Here is a 17,727-nt window from a genome sequence, read left to right as displayed (position 1 = left end):
GTGCACATAAACCAGTTTTCAATATTTCCGATTGGATAAAAACACAACATTGTTATGATATAGGAAAAAAACCAATAGAAATTTATGTATTTGTCGATCCGCTTTGCCCCGAATGCTGGGGGCTTGAACCAATTATAAGGAAATTGCAGGTAGAATATGGCCAATTGTTCAGCTTACGCCATGTTTTAAGCGGAAAACTAAATTCCCTTAATATGGGCAATCCAAAAAGTTATGAAAACATTGCCCAGGTTTGGGAAAAGACAGCCAGCCGTTCTGGAATGTCATGTGATGGCAGTTTATGGACCGAGAATCCCATTTCTTCACCCTATGCTCCTTCCATTGCCATTAAAGCAGCAGAACTCCAGGGTAGGAAACTGGCCATTCGTTTCTTGAGACAGCTCCAAGAATATGTATTCATCGGAAAACGAGATATTTCGGACATTAAGGTCTTAACCGAATGTGCCAGAACCGTAGGGTTAGATGTCGAAGAATTCCTTCAGGATATTAATTCTTCAAGTGCAGCCAAAGGATTCCAGTGTGACTTGAAGATCACAAGCGAAATGGAAGTCACCGAAATACCTTCCCTCGTCTTCTTCAATCAAAACATTGAAGAAGAGGGTATAAAAGTTTCTGGCGTTTATGCCTATGAGGTGTATGTTCGGATTTTAAGGGACATATTAAATGGTCTTCCTGAACCAGCTGAGCCACCTTCTCTCGAAGAATTTATGAGTTGCTTTAAATTAGTCGCCACCAAAGAAATTGAAACAGTCTACAATATGAGTAAGAATAACGTCGAGCTAGAAATGAAAAAACTCGTGTTGAAACAAGTGGCAGAAAAAATCCCTGCTAAGTACGGTACATTTTGGAGGTATATAGAGAAGTAATCGAATGCATCATAAAAAACCCGGCAAATTGGGGAATTTGCCGGGTTTTTCTTCATTCTATTTATACGAACAAAGGGGATGGGAGAAATTTCACGATCAAACAAAGGGGTATAAGTTTGGTGTGATTCACTTCATATAGTAATATAACAGATAATCCACCTTTATTTCAACCACTTTGTTCATATGTTCACAATATGTTCATATTTATCCCAGTGACAGTCTTTCATTAATTTTTTGCTCTTTCAAAATTGAACAGCTTTCTACTTTCACTTTACTAAAAAACCCGGAAAATTGGGGAATTTTCCGGGTTTTTTATATATTTATACGAACAAAGGGGATGGAGAAATCTTCACGATCAAACAAAGGGGTATAAGTTTGGTGTGATTACTTCATGTAAGTAATATAACAGAAAAGTGAACTACATTTCAACCAATTGTTCATATGTTCACAATATGTTCATATTTATCTCTGTGACAGTCTTTCATTACTTTTTTGTTTTTTCTAAAATGAAGAATTTTCTACATTCACTTTACTAAAAAACCCGAAAAATTGGGGAATTTTCCGGGTTTTTTATATATTTATACGAACAAAGGGGATGGAGAAATCTTCACGATCAAACAAAGGGGTATAAGTTTGGATGTGATTTACTTCATGTAAGTAATATAACAGAAAGGTGAACTACATTTCAACACTTTGTGTCTTATTTCACAGATTGTTCACAAGTTAAATTTTTCATGTTCTTTAATCGGTAACTCCTCTTAACAAAACCGACCATAGCCACCTTATCTAAGAGTTACTTACTTACTTAAAAACCCGGCAAATCAAGAAATTTGCCGGGTTTTATATCTATACGAATAAGGGGATGGGAGAAATTTTACAGATCAACAAAGGGGTATAAGTTGGAGTGAAAACTTCTATTTCTGTACTATATCAGAATGAACCTTAAAAGCGCAAGTAGTTTGTGCGTTATTTCACATTATCGCCATATTCTTTGAATAAACGTTACTTTTAAATCATATGATTTAAAGAGTTTACCGACATTTTCTACTGGAGGTGCCTGTAATGAAGAATACTATTTTAGTTATCCTCCTTATCGGTTCACTATTCTTCCAACTCCTTGGCATCATGCAGCTCATTCCTTTGTATTTAACCTCCCCTATCCTATTTTTCGTCTTTTTTATTATCCTTCATAGCATGAATCAGAGAAATCGATTTAAGGGATTATAGAAGTTTGCATATAATAGCCAACCAAACTTTATAACAGTTGGTTGGCTATTTTTCCATTTATTTAGTTAAAAGAGCTTCTAATTCATTTAACTTTTCTTCAAATACATTCAGCGCTTCTTGAACAGGTTCAGCTTTCGTCATATCAACGCCCGCCTTTTTTAATACTTCAATCGGGTAATCTGAGCTCCCTGATTTCAGGAATTCCAAATATCTTTCTACAGCTGGTTCTCCTTCTGTAAGGATCTGCTTGCTTAATGCAGTCGCTGCACTAATGCCTGTCGCATATTGATAAACGTAATAATTATAGTAAAAGTGTGGAATACGAGCCCATTCCAGCCCTATTTCTTCATCAATCACTACATTTTCTCCAAAATATTTCTTGTTCAATTCATAGTATTCCTTCGTCAACATTTCAGCGGTTAGCGCTTCGCCATTTTGTGCCTTCATATGAATTGTATGCTCAAATTCAGCAAACATCGTTTGACGGAAAAGCGTTCCACGGAAACCTTCTAGATAGTGATTTAACAAATAGATCCGTTTCTTTTCATCATCAATCGTATTCAACAAATAATCATTCAACAGATTTTCGTTACAGGTGGAGGCAACCTCCGCTACAAAAATGGAATAGTTTCCATACGGATACGGCTGATGTTTACGTGTATAGTAACTATGAACCGAATGACCAAATTCATGCACGAGAGTGAATAAGTTATTCACGTTATCTTGCCAATTCATCAATATATAAGGATTTGTTCCATAAGTACCTGAGGAATAGGCCCCGCTTCTTTTTCCTACATTCTCTTGCACATCCACCCAACGATTATCAAATCCTTCTTTTAAAACATTCAGATAATCTTCTCCAAGTGGAGCAAGTCCTTTAAGTACATATTCCTTAGCCTCTTCATACGTCACTTCCATTTTCACTTCTTTTACGAGTGGCGCGAATAGATCATACATATGAAGTTCGTCTAAATCGAGAACCTTTTTTCGTAACTCGAGATACCGGTGAAGTAAAGGTAGATTATCATTGACCGTTTTAACGAGGTTATCATACACACTCTCCGGGATATTGTTATTGCTTAATGCCGCCTGACGCGCAGATTCGTATTTGCGTACAGTTGCATTGAAATTATGGTTCTTCACTTCACCGGACAAGGTGGTAGCAAATGTATTGCGAAACTCTCCATACTTGCTGTAGACACCTTTAAAGGCTTCTTGGCGCACACGACGATCTTCACTCTCGAGGAATCGAATGTATCTTCCATGAGTGATCTCAACTTCATTGCCCTCTTCATCTTTGATAATGGGAAATTTCAAATCAGCATTATTCAACATGCTGAATACGTTACCGGAATTATCAAGCACTTCGGATGCCTGTGCTAGTAGTGACTCTTGCTCAGCATTTAAAATATGTGGTCTTTGAAGGTTAATTTCTTCAAGTGAATGTTTGTATAATTTCAGTTCGTCTTTTTCCTCCAAAAATTCTTGGACTCTGTTTTCATCAACGCTTAGCAGTTCAGGAACAACATATGAAAAGGCAGCAGCAGCTTGGGCGTATAGAGCCTTTGCCCTGTCTTCCATGCCTTGATAAAAAGGATTTGTCGTGTCCTGATCATTGCGCATATGAGAATAAGCATACACTTTCCCCATCTTTTCGAATACTTCATCTTGGAATTGAAGAGCAGCAAACAATTTCTCAGCACTTTCACCCAAGGTCCCTTTAAAGGCTTCCGCTTTTAAGAGATTCTCCTTTACATCTTTGAAGGCATCTTCCCAGTCTTCTTCAGTCGCGAATATATCCTCCAGTCTCCATGTATCCTCAGCTGGAATCTCACTTCTTGAAGGCAATGTATTTACTTTAGTATCCTGTGTCATAATTATTCCTCTCCATTCTAAAAAACTTACCCATGGTTACCTTTAGTTTACCCGGGCTCCAACGACTTATTTACTACTTCTAACTCTTGCATTCTAAATGTCTAAACATTTCTTCTCTTACTATTTCTCCAAAAACCATCATAATCCTGCCTTCATTCCTATTCTAAAAGGAATATGGTGGTCATATCTCATTATAATGGATATATGCCTTTTCTATCATCAACTTGCTCTTTTGATAGAAAATACTTTCGAGTGTTATACTTTCATCACTGGTGGTTGGAACTGTAAACTGACGGATAACCGTATAGGTGCCTGCTTGTTCTTCTTTTATATAACCCATTTCTTCCATGAACCGAATATACTTTTTAACTGGGTCTTCCGCATCTTTCCCCTTAAGAAGAGGTAAGGTTCGCAGTTTGATGTCCCCCGTGATGATCCGCTTCTTAAAATGCTTGAGCACTTCATTCATCACCATTTTTTCCCCAAGTTTTTTCGTTTGAAACACATCCATGTACAGCCATGCTTGCCACTCAATGGCAGGAGTTTCAATTTGGAACATCCCTTGAATCGGGATTCCGATTTCTATGGGAATCGTTGAAGGAGAAAGGTGATGTGTATAAAGTTCATAAAAGAAAGGATCACTTCTCTTGGCGGTTTTTACCCGATGAAGTCCCCAACTCTTTCGCTTTCTCCTCCAATGTAATAAAAAAGGGAATTCCATACAAATTCGAGGTGACATATGATTCGGCGATAAAAGGTTTAAAGGGGCCGATGTTAATTCTGCAAAGACCGTTCTTTTGGAAAAAGGGGTGATGTTCTTTAAGGCAGCTAGTTGATCGGTTTCCGGACAATACAACCACAGAAACGGATGCTCAAAGGTCCCATTGACAAACAGCCACTGGAAGGCCGATAAACTGAATTCATTTTTACTATTTCTTTGCAAACGTTTGGCGCCCAAAATCCAGATAGGAATGATACCCTTACTCAAGTAAGCCGTTGTTCGCTCATTAAATTCGGACTCGGAAATGAAGGCACACTGAAATTCTATCGCATAGTGCTTTTCATCGACCGTAACCAATATATCCGTCCTTTTCTTAATCTCGGGAATGTAGGCTTCTAACTTCGCTTGAAAGTTATGCGACACAAACCAGTCATACAATGATCTTTTTCCCGTTAAATGATAAGAGGATTCAGGTTCTGATGAGGCTTGACACGAAGAGTTATTCTTGTGGGCAAAATGGGGGACTTTTATCGTTCCTGCTTTGATAATCATTTCCGTTTTACAGCAGGGACAGAAATAACGTGTAGAATCTTTCAAGGTTGTCAACAGGTTTCCGGTCAGTCTTTCAGGGAGAGTGATCCAAGTTCCATCCTCCTTCATTGCGCTAAGCATATTCCTCCTCCCTTCCTAGTATATTTCATTCTCTCCTGAACCCTTGAATTCCTTCTAAAACAAAAAAAATGCCGTGATGGCATAATAGAATTCACCATTAAAGAAGTGGTGACAATAACCTACATGTCGACTCCAGTACTTTCAGCCCTAAATGACGGGTAGAGAATACTTCGTATCGTATTTCCTCCGATACCTGTAAGTCCTTCAAAAAGTCCTCTACCAGCGTCTGTGTACTCTCTGTATGGTAAAGGAAGGCATTGACCTCGAAATTCAAATGAAAGCTCCTCATGTCAATATTCGAGCTGCCAATGGAAGCCAGTTCGCTGTCCACAATGACAATCTTACTGTGCATGAAACCCTTATCATATTGAAAAATCCTGACTCCCGCTGCCAAGAGTTCCGAGAAATAGGTTCTCGATGCATGGAATACGATCCGTTTATCTGGATTCTTCGGCACCAACAGTCTCACATCCAGCCCACTCAATCCCGCCACCTTCAATGCCTGAAAAATATCATCATCGGGGATGAAATAGGGGGATGCAATCCAGATGGACTTCTCCGCTGATGTAATCATGGTGAAAAAAGATCTTTAATGACCGTTCTTCCATTATCAGGACCACCTGCTATCATTTGCACACCCCCTAGGTCACGCTGGAGTGACTGACTTGTACATAAATAGTCATCCGTTAAAAAGCTCCGATTCGTACTGTAGTACCAATCTTGTAAAAAAATGAGCTGTAGCGTTCGAACTGATTCACCTTCTACCAAAAGATGAGTATCGCGCCAGAAGCCGTAATGCTTGTTTAGTCCCAAATATTCATCTCCTATATTTAGACCGCCAATAAAACCAATAGAACCATCAATAATGATTAATTTTCGATGATTCCGAAAATTAAAGGTACTATTTAAGAAAGGGAGCTTAATAGGACCGAAGGGAACAATTTCTACGCCTCCAAGTTTCAATTCATCAATATAGGAGCGGGTTAAACCCCAACACCCCACCGCATCATATAAAAAACGAACTTGCACTCCTTCTTTTACCTTTTGAATTAAAACGTCCTTCAAAGCACCACCGACATCATCATCTCTAACAATATAATACTCCAAATGAATATGATGCTTAGCATTCTTCAGTTCCTTCAGGATATTGGAGTAGGTCTCTTTCCCATTTGTGAGAATGGTCGTTTTCGTTGCAAAAGACATGGAACAATTTCCAAGTTTTTCGGTGAGGGAGAATAACTTCTGATGCCGCATCTCCACTCCCCTATTTTTCCTGAAATCATATTTTGCATCGCCTGTACTTTTAAAAAAATCATGCTTATCCAAAAAATACTTTCTTCGAAACTTGCGCTCTTTCCGAAAATTACGTCCAACCAAAAAGTATAAGACAAAACCGATTATGGGGAAACCCCCGAATACGATGATCCACGTTAACGTTTGGGTTGGATGACGATTTTCAAGAAAAATACCACAGCCAATGATCCACAAGGATATTGTCAACAACAGACCGAAATATCCCCTGGGCCCCGCTTCTTCCAATAATAGATACCCTGTGCTACACAACATGAGGATGAATAAACTAATACCAACTTTCCCGTTCATCTATGATGACCTCCAATTAACAAAGAACAGCACACGTTAAAAAAGCTTTCATCGAGGTGAATGATACAAAAGGGTTAAAAAAAACCGATTTCTAAAGAAATCGGTCCAAATTTTTATGCGAAAAATTTATCGACTGTCGAGAATACGTCGTTATCTATGACTACTTTTCCGTATTCATCCAGCATGTGTACTGTTATTGGGGATTCCTCACTGTATTCCAACAAAAGACTTAAAACATTATCAATTTCTTCTTCGTCAATTTCAGCTTCGGAAAATTCTATATATAGATAATATTTATTTTGATAAGCATAAAGCTTCGTTGTCCAGGTATCCAAACCAGAACGCTTGCTTAATGAAATGACATCTTCAAAATCTTCGAATATCGTGATGAATTCAATCATTCCATCTTCAAATGTCATGCTGCTTTCTTCATCTTTGCCTTCAAAGTGCTGATCAAGAAGCGTATCTACCTTGTCTGTTACACTCAAATCTTTTAACTTATCATCCGATAGAGGCAATTCAAGTTTCTGACCATCTTTGGCAAGTTGGGCTTTTGTGACCAAAACTTCCAAGCCTTTTTCCAACGCCTGAACCTGAATCCATAAAGGACCTTCAATCATGAATTCTTCTTCCTGATGCACTTCATCCATCATTTCCCAAAAAAGCTCTTCACTTCTCTCGCGGCTATACCAAATCTCTTCGCGATCGAAACCTCTTTCCTCGATATCTATATAGGATATATAAAATTTTACTGTATCGTCATTAATGCGTTCGATTTCCATGATTCCCCTCTCCCTTCCTTTCTCATTTTGAAGGGATAATAACCCCCAAGCGAAAATTGCTCTTAAAAGCTCTTTACCCGTTAGTACATACCGTAAATCATGATATCCGTTAAAACAGACTATTTTACATCATTTTATGACAAAACCTTGAAGAAGGGAAATAAAATACATCAATATCAAAAAAACAATCGTTTGCCTAATATTCCATTCATTTTATAAAAAAAATCACCCATATGCAACTATCACGCTGACGGCCTGCATTTTAATTAATATTCTATATTGTATACACATCATGGGTAATTACATGCTTCTTTTATCGGTTCCCACCCATCCTCTAGTCAACGAAAGCCACGCTGCCCTGAAAAAGGGAGAATTTGCGGTTTAATCGAGAGAAAAATTAAATATGTATAAACAAAAAGCTCTGCACTATTCTCAGCAGAGCTTGGAAAACTTATTAATTGACCATACGTTGTGCTTCTAGCAACTGGAACGTACGAACTTTTCGTGGTAAGAAGCGACGAATCTCATCTTCGTTATACCCAACTTGAAGCCGTTTCTCATCAAGGATGATAGGGCGTCTTAGCAAACCTGGGTTTTCTTTAATCAATTTATATAATTCTTGTAGAGGCAGGCTCTCTAAGTTAACATTTAACTTTTGAAAGGTTTTTGATCGGGTCGAGATGATTTCATCTGTCCCATCTTCCGTCATACGTAGAATTTCTTTAATTTCCTCAATCGAAAGAGGTTCTGAAAAGATATTTCTTTCTGTATAACCAATTTCGTGTTCTTCTAACCATGCTTTTGCTTTTCTGCATGAAGTACAACTTGGGGATGTATATAATGTTACCATGTTTACCCACACTCCCTAAATATAGAATCGGTGCTCTATGAGGGGAAATCTACAAATATTCATAATTGCGATTCTAATTTAAAATAATTTTAAATAAGTATATCATATAATTAATTATACACTAATTCATTTAAAATGAATACCCTTTTTCAAAATCAAAATATCCTTTTAAACTTCTTGTTTCATCTGTATCACTGGATTATCGTTTTTTTATGTAATACATTCTAATGACTTTCCTAATTGAAAATACACACCTAGTATTCTCAATTAAACTAGAAATTACCCCTCATCTTGCTTAATTCTTTGGTTACTTTTTATTTACCCCCTTTTTTCAGATATAAACAAAATCTAAACAAAATAAGTATCATTAATAATTTCTTTAATCATCCTCTGATTCCTCCTTTCTTTATGAAAACACTCCTTTAGACTGTTTAAATCATTTATATGTAAAAAGAAACCCTCCAATTGTTCATATTCAGGACTATGTGTTCGGCATAATAAAAAAGCTGGCAAATTTGCCAGCTCAATTGGTCTCGATTGCTTATACCATATCACTTTCAACTTTTTCATCTAGATTCAATACTTCATCCACGGGTTGATAGGATTTCCCATATAAATGCTCATCTTTATGGGTATGGATTTCTGAATAGATCTTTTTCATATAATTAAATACATCTTCTTCTTCCACGGAAGGATTTGCTGGCCAATATAAGATCTCCATCGGTGTTTCTTCGTCAGTTGCCAGCGATTTTCGATTATAGGCAATGGAAGAAGCATGCTTGAATCCTTCCCTCTGATAGAATCTTAATCGTTTTGACGTGTCCTCATCCTTTTCTTGGACCGGCTCAACCTCAAGGAAAACTGTCTTTTGTTTTTCTTGCAATTGGTGAATGAGTTTTTTCCCAAGACCTTGACCCCGTGCACTCTCTGCTACGAATAAGTAATCTACGAAAATAAATTCTTTCCCTTCCACATATAGTAAAACATGGTCAGGTCCTTCATCCTTTTTGTATATATCTTGTTTGTCCTTTAATAAAATTTCTATATGTTCTTTCGATTTCATTTCTTCTATTGGAAAGTATTGATTGAGTTTTTCATACCAATTCATAATTTCATCTCCGCTTCTTCATTTTATCTTTTCTTTCTTATCGTTTACAATAGATGTAAATATCTTGAATTTCTTTATAAGGGGCTGGGCTAAACATGTTCATGTATTTTCTAGACTTGATTTTAGTTGCCGTCTGCGTTATTGGTATTACAGCCATAAATGGAGTCCTGACGAATGCCATTGGAGAAAAGTGGTTTGGTGGGAAACGCCATTCCCATATTTTCGATCAATCGAAACGCATTCAATCAGGTTGGAATCAAGTCGGTGGGAAAGATAAGCGATAATTCCTCTAGATATAGGATGACCGAACATACTCCATACCTCGGTCATCTCATTTTTATGGGGTATAGTCTACTCCTTTTGTATAACGATTCGCTGCATTCCATAATAAATATTCATCAATGCCATTCTCATTTAATGCTTTTATTTGGGCTTCCACTTGTTCCTTTCCATACTTCTGGTAATTCCCCTCACCTAAGTAAGACGCAGTGAAATCCTGTAGCCAAGGCCTAGAAGTTGGTGGTGTTTTCAACTCATTCAATTTTTTATTTTCCAATTTTGCATATTCCTGAACGAGTTCATATGGTTTTAAATCAGGTTTATCGATTCCGAAATAGGATGTCCAGTGGCTCGGATAGATCATTGAGGAGATGACATCTACGTTTTCAGATATTTTGGAGAAATTTTGCCCGATTCCAGGAGCTTCAGGTAAGGTAGCTGCATAGCCGAATATATCAACCGATACTTCCACACCATATGGTTCTAATTGTTTTTTTGCATATGCGACAAAATCGGTCACTGCTTGTACCCGCTTTTCTGTATGAGTCATTTTTCCATTTTCATACTCTCCCATATCATACTTTAGGTCATCTTCTTTATTCTCGAATCCTTCAGGAAAGCGAACATAGTCGAATTGAATTTCTTTGAACCCCATCTTTGCCGCTTCTATCGCAATACCCACATTATATTCCCATACTTCTTTCATGAATGGGTTCACGAAAGATTCTCCACGTCCATTCTTCCAGACATCATCGCCATCTTTATATGACCATTGTGGTTTTTCTTTTGCAAGGAGGGTATCCTTGAACACGACGACACGGGCAATCGGATAAATCTTCTTATCCTCAAGTTTTTTGAGCATGTTCACCGGATTTTTTATGTAATCTTTCCCAATGTTCAAATATGGAGAATTTTGATCTTCAGGTTTATAGGTTACATTCCCCCGATCATCCTTGATATCGATGACCATTGCATTCAAATCTGTTTCATCCACATATTTTATAAGTTCGTTTAATTTATTTCCGCCTGCCGCATGTCCTGTCACGTAAAGTCCTCGTACCGCATCAGGATACTCGAATTTCAAGCCGGAATCATATACGAACCTTGGGGCCATCTTTGGTATTTCCTTCTGTTCAAGCGCCACCTGCCTGCCTTGTTCGGCACTCTTCGCCCCGGCCTGATTCGGTTGCTGAATCATAAACAAACATACACCTGCCATCAAGCATTTACTTAGTGTCTTCACGCCTCCACCTCAGCATCATCATTAATTATTTTTCACAAAGAGATTCAACAGACTCCTTTGTTTAATACCACAACAACAAAGTTTTACTCCTATAAAATGAAAAATCTCAAAAAAGTGGTTGTCTACACGTTTTACCATAGGAATTCGTTGAAAAAATAACTCTTACAAATCGTTTTTGTATTCATTTCATTTATATAGATTATCTTGCCCTAAAATCGATTTCACATTGATGAATAAAAAAACCACCAAAAATGACGGATAAGGTTTTTTAATGGACGTTTATATATGAAGAGATAAGGACATGCTGTTTGGATTACATTTCTTATGAATAAATGCTAAAATACAGATATAGTGGGAAATTCGTATCTCCAGGTAAGCCTTGATCAATAAGACCTGCCTTGCAAGACATAAATGAGCTCTTATACTTCATTTACTTGAAGTAGATTCCTTCCCTATTTATCCTTACAATAATGAAGAGCGAATATCCAATGAATTAATTAAACGTATTTAGAGGAGTGACTAGCAGTTGAAAAGGATTTTCTCTGGCATTCAGCCATCTGGTTCAATTACAATAGGAAATTATATTGGTGCACTGAAACAATTTGTCAACTTACAAGATGAATATGACTGTTTCTTTTGTATCGTTGACCAACATGCAATTACAGTTCCACAAGATCGACTTAAATTAAGAAAAAACATCAAATCACTTGCCGCTTTATATTTGGCAATTGGTCTTGATCCGGAAAAGAATACGATCTTCATTCAATCGGAGGTTCCTGCACATGCACAGGCAGGCTGGATTCTACAAAGTATTGCCTATATTGGCGAACTAGAAAGAATGACCCAATTCAAAGACAAATCAGCAGGTAAAGAAGGCGTTTCTTCAGCACTACTTACCTATCCTCCATTGATGGCTGCCGACATTCTTCTTTACAACACGGATGTTGTTCCTGTTGGTGAAGATCAAAGACAGCATCTTGAATTAACCCGAGATTTGGCTGAACGATTCAACAATAAGTACAATGATATCTTCAAAATTCCTGAAATCAGCCTTCCAAAGGCTGGAGCTCGTATTATGTCTCTTCAAGAACCAACTAAGAAAATGAGCAAATCCGATCCTAACAAAAAAGCTACAATTGCCCTACTTGATGATCCTAAACAAATCGAGAAAAACATTAAGAGTGCTGTAACTGATTCTGAAGGCATCGTTCGTTATGATAAAGAGAATAAAGCGGGTGTATCGAACTTAATGTCCATCTACTCCATTTTCAGTGGAAAAACATATGCTGAAATTGAAGAGATGTATGCCGGAAAAGGATATGGCGACTTTAAAACTGATCTCGTTCAAGTGGTACTGGGAGAAATCCTACCAATTCAAGAGCGTTATTATAACTTGATTGATTCCCCTGAACTTGATGAAATTTTAGATTGCGGGGCAGAAAAAGCAAATACTGAAGCCAATAAAATGATTAGAAAAATGTATAACGGCATGGGACTTGGCAGAAAAAGATAATAGAAAAAGACGATCCGCAACGGATCGTCTTTTTTTGTGTAGCTATAATATCGAGGGACTATCGCCAGCTTCCACTTGCCAAAGCTTTTCGAAAAAAGGTTGCCCCTTCACTAAATTCTCACAGAGCTGAAGGTGCTTCTCTGACCAACCTGCTTTCATTTCCTCATATAACTCAAGCCATGCCAGTTGGAAATCCATATCCTGAATGCTCTCATACTTTTCTGGAGCCCATTCAGTATACCAGTATCGAATTTCAGCCGTATTCTTGGCAGTGAACAGCTGGTCCATGGCCATGAAAAGAAGCTGTTTCAGTTGCCTTTCTTTTCTGGTCAATCCATTCATAAATAAGGGCGACGGAGACAAAATGTGATATTCCTTCTCCGCTGCAGGATTTTCGGTAAACGTATAATCCATCTCTTCGTGATTTTCAATCATGTCATAAACAATTTGTTCCTGCCGAGGAATAATTCTGCTTTTCCTGATGGGAATATGGTACCCTATTGTATCGACAGCAAGTATTCCATGTCCATCTGTGACGATAAAACAGTAGTCAAGCTGAATCCGTTCATGATTTTTCCTGGCATATGCTTTTTGGTAGATATCATTCAATAATGCCTTTGGCAATTCAGATAGGTCATTTTCTATGTAGTGGAACAAAGTTGCTGAAACTTTTAATAGAGGAACTTGATCTAGCAGTTCAATGCCATCATCCTTCCTCCATTCATGAAAATGACATATATTATAGCCATTTTCTTCTCCTTCAAACCAATTAACCCATACATCATGAAGATATAACATCATACATCCCTCACTTAAACAAATTTCTGTTTGTCAATCAGTATAGGCAGGAACTAGACAATTTATTCCTATTTCAAAAAACAGATTTTGAAAAAAAACACGTATAAATTACCTCTTTTCTGATATGAATTCCTCTGATTGGATAATGAAAGACTTTTTAACGGAGAAATGTTTGAACCTCTTTACTAGACGATAACCACTGCAATAACCTAACATCTCCGGATACCCTTTTTTCCCTAGAAGAAGGGCATCATGAACGGGATCCGTGCGTTTCTTGTTCAAGTTTTCTATTAGATAGTTATTCCAAAATTGCTGAAGCTTTTCTTCAGAATATAATTGTGTCCACTGGGCCAAATATTGCGATCCCAAATACTTGCCGACAGTCCGCTCCGCCAGCCCCTCCATGATCATCGTATCGAGAAGGGTATAGTTTTCCTCTGGCTTTTTCAAGAGGTGCAAACGACAGACATGATGGTATTCATGAATCAGCACAGCTTCCATTTCCTTTTCGGATATTCCATTATCATAAAATAGAAATAATTTATCTTTAAAAGCCAATCCTGATTTTGACTCATTCGATTGCTTTCTCGCCGAGGCAAAAAGAGGAAAGATATAAATGGGGATATCCGGTCCTCCCCATAATTTCTGATACGTAGTAAATAAATTTTGTGTTTTGGCCCATATACTTCTTTCTTGCAAGTCTTCGAATGTCTTTTTCGTATGTTGGTTAGGCAGATACATTCCGTGGCTTTGTAAATGGCGGTAAATCGTGTCTTCTTCGACCGTTTCATTGAATTCCTCTTTCAGCCTCTCCATCATCTTTACTGGGCGGTCAAAGTCCTTCTTCATCCACTCATTCGTTGAAATAACTCCCATCCATTTCGCCCCCACATCTTTATCCTAGTTATATTGTATGTTCCATAAATGCCCAGTGATACATAATTCATACCTCATCTTCTCAACATTAAAAGAGCAAATCCTAAGATTTGCTCTTCCTCAATATCATCTGATTATTGATATTTCTTGAATAGAATGGTTGCGTTATGACCGCCAAAACCTAATGAGTTACTGATAGCGGCATTGATTTCACATTTCCTTGCTTGATTTGGCACATAATCCAAATCACACTCAGGATCTGGTGTTTCAATATTAATAGTCGGAGGCAAGATGCTATCCCTGATAGCTTGTATCGTAAAAATAGCTTCTATTCCACCTGCTGCACCCAGCATATGACCTGTCATTGATTTTGTCGAACTCAATGCTAGTTTAGAAGCATGCTCTCCAAACACTTCTTTGACAGCCATCGTTTCATATTTATCATTGTAAGGTGTACTTGTACCATGAGCATTAACATATTGGATATCCTCAGGTTTTAACCCTGCATCTTCAATCGCAATTTTCATGGCCCTAGCCCCGCCTTCACCACCAGGCGCTGGAGCTGTAATATGGAAAGCATCCCCGGTTGAACCGTATCCTGCTATTTCAGCATAAATAGTCGCTCCACGTTTTATGGCATGTTCTAAATCTTCAAGAATGATTACACCGGCACCTTCTCCGATAACAAATCCATCACGGTTTGCATCAAATGGGCGACTTGCCGTATTGGGATCCGGATTGGTGGAAAGGGCTGTGTTTGCACAGAATCCTGCAACGGCCATTTTTGTTATCGGCGCTTCTGCACCACCAGTGATCATGACATCAGCATCTCCTCGCTGAATGACTTTAAAAGCATCACCAATGGAATTCGTTCCCGTAGCACAAGCTGTGACGGTACATGAGTTAATTCCTTTGGCACCGAGTAAAATGGATACCTGGCCTGCAGCCATATCTGGTATCATCATTGGGACGAAGAACGGACTAACCCGCTTATAGCCCCTGTTCAAGAAGTTTTCATGCTGTGTTTCAAGCGTCTCAAGTCCACCGATACCAGAACCAATCCAGACTCCTACCCGAGTAGCATTTTCATCTGTAATTTCTAGCTTGCTGTCATTGAGAGCCATGACCGACGCAGCAATGGCATAATGTGTAAAACGGTCCATTTTGCGCGCTTCTTTACGATTGATATATGTTTCAATATCGAAATCCTTTATTTCAGCTGCAACTTTAGCTGGAAAATCATCTGGATTAAGACGGGTTAATGGCCCAATCCCGGATTTCCCCTCAATTATATTCTTCCATCCAGTTTCTGCATCATTCCCAACTGGAGAAATTGCTCCAAGTCCTGTAACAACAACACGGCGATTCTTCATTAAAATGGCTCCTTCCTTATTTAACGCTACCATATATTTTTTCTATCCTATTTTTTATTTCCCCCATCTTAGGGCAATGGCTCCCCAAGTGAGTCCTCCACCAAAACCAACCATGACGAGCAAGTCATCTTCTTTGATTCTACCTGCTTCCATTTCTTCCACAAGAGCAATTGGTATGGATGCTGATGAAGTGTTCCCATATTTATGAACAGTCTTTGTCATTTTTTCAACCGGTAGGCCCAAACGTTCTCTTGAAGCCTCCATAATTCGAATATTGGCTTGGTGTGGGATAAGTAAATCCACATCCTCTTTGGTCAATCCCGCTTTATCCAATACATTCAGGCTGGATTCTCCCATTTGACGGACAGCGAATTTAAATACTTCTCGTCCATTCATCGTGATGAATTCCCCATCTTGGAATAGATGCTTAGCACCAGATCCATCTGCACCTAATTCAAAGGAAAGAATTCCCCTGCCATCTGATACAGGTCCCACGACAGCAGCCCCAGCTCCATCCCCAAAAAGGACAGCCGTATTGCGATCATCCCAGTTAGTGATTTTGGATAGTTTCTCAACCCCAACAATCAATACATGCTTGTAAGCACCCGTCTTAATAAATTGCTGCGCAGTGATCATGGCATACATGAAGCCAGCACATGCTGCACTCACATCCATTGCAGCTGCCTTCGTCGCACCTAACTTTTCCTGGATCATACAGGCGATTGAAGGAAAAGGCCGATCCGGTGTAACCGTTGCGACAAGGATTAAATCTATCTCTTCAGCCGAAATGTCCGCATTTTTCAAAGCAGCTGTAGCCGCTTCATATGCCATATCGGAAGTATTTATATCATCATTGGCTATTCTTCTTTCCTCGATACCTGTACGCGTGCGAATCCACTCGTCGGAAGTGTCCATTACTTTCTCTAAGTCCGCATTTGTAACGATTTTCTCGGGTAAGTACCGACCAAGCCCCAATATACCAGCATTCATTTATGCCAACCCCTTATTCTTATATTTTAATGAGTTATTATAATCATCTATTATTACCTGGTACTAATTTTATATAAAAAAACCTCTTCTTGCAAGAGGATAGTTCCAAAGACAAAATTAATCTGCACATGAAATCGGACAAGGGCCTAACCCAACACCTTACATTAGCATACATTATAGAAAAAAGAAGGGAGGATATCACTATGGATATATTTAACCGCAATAATCAAAGAAACCAAGATCCTTTTTCCAAAATGATGTTTGGCACAGGAAAGAACGAACCTGAAAAAGAACCTGATCAAGAGGGGACCCAAATTGATTATATGCAATTGATGGCAAGCGTGGAGACATTGGTTGGTTTATATGACCAATTTAAACCTGCCATTCAGAAAGTGAATCCCATGATTACAAAAATGCTGAAAAAAGAAGAATAAATTAGAAGGCTGCCCGAATATTCCGGACAGCCTTCTCATACTTAGTTTTGGGCATCTTGTTTGCCAAGGTCATACGCTTCTTGCATAACTTTCTTAAATAAATCCATAAACGGCTCTGCCATGTCCATTGTAACAGGAATCCCACTTGCCTCTAATTTTGCTTTCGCTTCCGGGAAATACTTCATAGCAATGCCCATAAATTCAAGGGTTTTATCTGAACTCATTTTTTTGCCTCCTTACATACTTGGTTTTTGACAATACATTTACCTTTATGACTTATGGAACTTGATTTGGCCTATGGGCCCTACCCCCATTAAAACCAAAGAACAGGGTTCATTCTTATCATAATTCCCCTAAGTCCATTCGTAAAGCCAGAAACATGCATAAATAAATATTCTTAACGTTTACCGACACAATGATGGTACAAAATAATTCCACGCTACTAAGGTATATGAACCCTTTCTTGAATCATTCCCTAATCAATCAATATAAGGGGACAT

General features: G+C 38.3%; 16 protein-coding genes and 1 pseudogene. 5 read left to right on the top strand and 12 right to left on the bottom strand.

The genetic code is table 11. The features are described from left to right. The first annotated feature begins 23 nt into the window (after nt 1–23). Nucleotides 24–884, top strand: a complete 861-nt coding sequence (locus tag ACQKL5_RS05985; RefSeq protein ID WP_427607537.1) for a ClpXP adapter SpxH family protein — start codon at nt 24–26, stop codon at nt 882–884. Nucleotides 885–1,946: 1,062 nt separating this feature from the next. After that, entirely contained in the window at nt 1,947–2,111 is a 165-nt protein-coding gene (locus ACQKL5_RS05980; protein ID WP_427607179.1) for a hypothetical protein, read from the top strand. A 57-nt stretch (nt 2,112–2,168) separates the two neighbouring features. On the opposite strand, the gene pepF is transcribed toward ACQKL5_RS05980, so the two are convergent. The 6 genes and pseudogenes from pepF to ACQKL5_RS05950 form a co-directional block, all read right to left on the bottom strand. Beyond that, nucleotides 2,169–3,986 carry an oligoendopeptidase F gene (pepF, locus tag ACQKL5_RS05975; protein WP_427607177.1) on the bottom strand — a complete coding sequence of 606 codons (1,818 nt, stop codon included), beginning with the start codon at nt 3,984–3,986 and terminating at the stop codon, nt 2,169–2,171. A gap of 181 nt (nt 3,987–4,167) precedes the next feature. Continuing rightward, nucleotides 4,168–5,379 carry a competence protein CoiA gene (locus ACQKL5_RS05970; protein ID WP_427607176.1) on the bottom strand — a complete coding sequence of 404 codons (1,212 nt, stop codon included), beginning with the start codon at nt 5,377–5,379 and terminating at the stop codon, nt 4,168–4,170. A gap of 97 nt (nt 5,380–5,476) precedes the next feature. Beyond that, a pseudogene (gene cls, locus ACQKL5_RS05965) lies at nt 5,477–6,981 on the bottom strand (cardiolipin synthase). Nucleotides 6,982–7,094: 113 nt separating this feature from the next. Beyond that, entirely contained in the window at nt 7,095–7,763 is a 669-nt protein-coding gene (gene mecA / locus ACQKL5_RS05960) for an adaptor protein MecA (RefSeq protein ID WP_427607174.1), read from the bottom strand. A 454-nt stretch (nt 7,764–8,217) separates the two neighbouring features. Next, a complete protein-coding gene (gene spxA / locus ACQKL5_RS05955; protein WP_402867793.1) occupies nt 8,218–8,613 on the bottom strand; it encodes a transcriptional regulator SpxA in 396 nt (131 codons plus the stop codon). A 541-nt stretch (nt 8,614–9,154) separates the two neighbouring features. Then, entirely contained in the window at nt 9,155–9,721 is a 567-nt protein-coding gene (locus tag ACQKL5_RS05950) for a GNAT family N-acetyltransferase (protein WP_427607172.1), read from the bottom strand. A 95-nt stretch (nt 9,722–9,816) separates the two neighbouring features. On the opposite strand from ACQKL5_RS05950, the gene ACQKL5_RS05945 reads away from it, so the two are divergent. Then, nucleotides 9,817–10,005 (top strand): hypothetical protein, encoded by a 189-nt coding sequence (locus ACQKL5_RS05945; protein WP_427607171.1) that lies wholly within the window; start codon nt 9,817–9,819, stop codon nt 10,003–10,005. 53 nt (nt 10,006–10,058) lie between these two features. Here ACQKL5_RS05945 and ACQKL5_RS05940 read toward each other — a convergent pair whose 3' ends face one another. Then, nucleotides 10,059–11,198, bottom strand: coding sequence for a putative glycoside hydrolase (locus tag ACQKL5_RS05940; RefSeq protein ID WP_427607535.1), 1,140 nt, complete (start codon nt 11,196–11,198; stop codon nt 10,059–10,061). A gap of 571 nt (nt 11,199–11,769) precedes the next feature. Here ACQKL5_RS05940 and trpS point away from each other — a divergent pair. After that, nucleotides 11,770–12,756 (top strand): tryptophan--tRNA ligase, encoded by a 987-nt coding sequence (gene trpS / locus ACQKL5_RS05935; RefSeq protein ID WP_427607169.1) that lies wholly within the window; start codon nt 11,770–11,772, stop codon nt 12,754–12,756. A gap of 42 nt (nt 12,757–12,798) precedes the next feature. Here trpS and ACQKL5_RS05930 read toward each other — a convergent pair whose 3' ends face one another. From ACQKL5_RS05930 to ACQKL5_RS05915, 4 genes are all read right to left on the bottom strand, one after another. Then, the gene (locus ACQKL5_RS05930) at nt 12,799–13,554 is read right to left on the bottom strand and encodes a YjbA family protein (protein WP_427607167.1); all 756 of its coding nucleotides are present in this window, start codon (nt 13,552–13,554) and stop codon (nt 12,799–12,801) included. Between the two features lie 108 nt (nt 13,555–13,662). Continuing rightward, the gene (locus ACQKL5_RS05925) at nt 13,663–14,430 is read right to left on the bottom strand and encodes a DUF2268 domain-containing protein (protein WP_427607165.1); all 768 of its coding nucleotides are present in this window, start codon (nt 14,428–14,430) and stop codon (nt 13,663–13,665) included. 134 nt (nt 14,431–14,564) lie between these two features. Then, a complete protein-coding gene (gene fabF, locus ACQKL5_RS05920; protein WP_427607164.1) occupies nt 14,565–15,803 on the bottom strand; it encodes a beta-ketoacyl-ACP synthase II in 1,239 nt (412 codons plus the stop codon). Between the two features lie 54 nt (nt 15,804–15,857). Then, the gene (locus ACQKL5_RS05915; RefSeq protein WP_427607162.1) at nt 15,858–16,793 is read right to left on the bottom strand and encodes a beta-ketoacyl-ACP synthase III; all 936 of its coding nucleotides are present in this window, start codon (nt 16,791–16,793) and stop codon (nt 15,858–15,860) included. Between the two features lie 203 nt (nt 16,794–16,996). On the opposite strand from ACQKL5_RS05915, the gene ACQKL5_RS05910 reads away from it, so the two are divergent. Continuing rightward, on the top strand, nt 16,997–17,227 hold the full coding sequence (locus ACQKL5_RS05910) for a hypothetical protein (RefSeq protein WP_427607160.1): 231 nt from the start codon (nt 16,997–16,999) through the stop codon (nt 17,225–17,227). A 41-nt stretch (nt 17,228–17,268) separates the two neighbouring features. Here ACQKL5_RS05910 and ACQKL5_RS05905 read toward each other — a convergent pair whose 3' ends face one another. Beyond that, complete coding sequence (locus ACQKL5_RS05905; RefSeq protein ID WP_427607159.1) at nt 17,269–17,451, bottom strand: ComZ family protein; 183 nt, start codon at nt 17,449–17,451, stop codon at nt 17,269–17,271. Nucleotides 17,452–17,727: the final 276 nt, after the last annotated feature.

Source organism: Peribacillus sp. NPDC097675, assembly GCF_050277655.1.
Lineage (GTDB): Bacteria > Bacillota > Bacilli > Bacillales > DSM-1321 > Peribacillus.
This window is presented reverse-complemented; position numbering and strand designations above follow the sequence as displayed.